The organism is Oleiphilus sp. HI0066 (assembly GCF_001635725.1).
The window spans coordinates 1-1519 of sequence record NZ_LWFH01001622.1 but is presented as its reverse complement, the minus strand read 5'-3'; the positions used below and the strand labels follow the sequence as shown (position 1 = coordinate 1519).

Annotated in this window: 1 protein-coding gene and 1 pseudogene; both read right to left on the bottom strand. The window is 42.1% G+C overall.

The features are described 5' to 3' along the window. Positions 1 to 139 precede the first annotated feature (139 nt). Positions 140 to 1189 (bottom strand): AraC family transcriptional regulator, encoded by a 1050-nt coding sequence (locus A3738_RS25465; RefSeq protein WP_082869200.1) that lies wholly within the window; start codon positions 1187 to 1189, stop codon positions 140 to 142. A 144-nt stretch (positions 1190 to 1333) separates the two neighbouring features. After that, positions 1334 to 1519 (bottom strand): annotated as a pseudogene (locus A3738_RS31540) (acyl esterase); the annotation flags it as partial.

The window sequence follows — 1519 nt, the reverse complement described above, 5'->3', positions numbered from 1 at the left end:
CGTGACGCGTCGTCTGTCTCCTTCGCGAGCTCGTCTTAATCAAGCGCGTCAGGCGCTCGAGTTCTTCTATAGTCAGGTCTTAAAGCGCCCATTAGAAGAGTCTGCTTACGCACTTCCATCTTCCAAATAAGCTTAGCTTTTAGGCAGTCTTAGTTTTTGCTTGAATCGAATAGTGCTTTCTATATTCGCTCGGCGTTTTTGCGCATGCCCTTTTAAACGCTAAAGAGAAAGCGCTGCTTGAGCTGAATCCTACTTTTTCTGAAATTAACTCGATACTGTCATCACTGTGTGAAAGTAGATGCTTGGCTTCTGCGATACGCTGGGTTGCAACTAATGTTCGCCAAGTAGTTTTTTCGTTAAGAAGGTGGCGAGCAAGTGTGCGTGAAGAGACGCATAATGCGTTCGCAGCATCATCGCGTGTCAGAATGTATTGATGTTGTCTCAGTAATTGCCCTATCTTCTCACTCAGACTCATTTTCTCATTTGTGTTGGGGAGAGCAATTTGTGTATAGCAGAGAGACTCTAGTGTTTGACTGGCTTGCGCATTTAACAGTGGCATAGGTAGATGAAGTAGCTTTTCATCGACAGTAATTGACATTACCTTCGATTCCACATTTACATCGCAAGACAATTCCTCGACGATTTCTTTACTTAAGACTTCATCACTTAAGCTCGTGCTCAGCTTCTTGATCGGAATGTTATGACCTGATGAGCGCATGATTGTTAAGCAAGCGCCAAAATCTCTAGAAATGTAGAAGTCTTTTAGCTCTTCATCCTCTGCATGAGCTATTTCCCATTGTAAATCGAAATTGTCGTTCTTAACATGATAATTGATGTTGGTGAAATGAAATACTTCTTGGCTATAACGAAGAGCAATATCAAGCGCGTGCTTGAGACTCGCGCTGCTAGCCATTGCTTGGCCGATTAATCCAAAGCTCGGTAGGCCTACCTTTAAACCGATGGCATAGCCAATGCGTGCAGGCGTTTCGTTGATATGATTGCATAGATTAAGAATGATAATTCGCTCTTGTTCTATGCTTGGCTCACAGGAGACGGTATCAAAGTCTTCGATGTTTAGTTTTGAGTTTTCTAGGCACTGCTCATGCATTAAGCCTTTCTTAAGACCATAACGAAGTAGCAGCCTACATTGCTCCAGTGCTAAACCAGGTGATCGAGTATATTGCGTCATTATGCTTACATCATTTACTGAGTTTTCAATCTAACACTTTGGTCTAATTCTGACTGTGGAAACTTTCTCAGAATTTTTCCTGAATTGATAACAAATAAAAAAAGCAGAGTCTTTACTCTGCCTTTCGCTCTTTAAAGCAGCTTATTAAAGAGTTGGGATCGTGACAGTGTTTTGCTCAGACGTTTTGTATTGGAAGTCTAAGTAAAAGTCTGCACTAGTTGGTGACTTGTAATAAGGATCTTTTGTATCAATCGCCATGACGACTTTGTGGCCAGCAGGGACATCGTAAGCTGTTGTTACCATGTCGAAATCAACGCGGACTTTATCACC

What these genes read in the sequence shown, in the direction of transcription:
- A3738_RS25465 (WP_082869200.1), bottom strand. Translation starts at nt 1,189, where the DNA reads ATGACGCAATATACTCGATCACCTGGTTTAGCACTGGAGCAATGTAGG.